Here is a 344-nt window from a genome sequence, read left to right on the forward strand (position 1 = left end):
GTGATGAAACAGGCTTTCAAATGGGTGTGGCATCGACAGCCAAAGTTATTACTGGATCTCATCATACCACAAGCCGTGTACGAGCTATACAGCCTGGAAATCGCGAATGGGTGACAGCCATTTAATCAATCATTGCCATGGGCTGGGCCCTACCCCCTTTGATTATCTTTGCTGGCAAGGTCCACCAATCTTCATGGTATCAAGATCTGCCACCAGACTGGACAATAGGCCTAAGTGAGAATGGATGGACCAATGATGAGCTGGGATTGCTTTGGCTAAAAGTGGTTTTTGAGAAGCATACAATTCGGCGGACTATAGGGAAATATCGCCTTCTTATTCTGGAT

General features: G+C 46.2%; 1 protein-coding gene. It reads left to right on the plus strand.

Features of this window, described 5'->3' with window-relative positions:
- Positions 1-137 precede the first annotated feature (137 nt).
- Positions 138-344 (plus strand): transposase domain-containing protein (locus tag PZC42_RS24340; protein WP_498041195.1); only part of this gene is annotated, 207 nt, incomplete at its 3' end.

This window comes from Isoptericola croceus, assembly GCF_029382255.1.
Classification (GTDB): Bacteria; Actinomycetota; Actinomycetes; order Actinomycetales; family Cellulomonadaceae; genus Isoptericola; species Isoptericola croceus.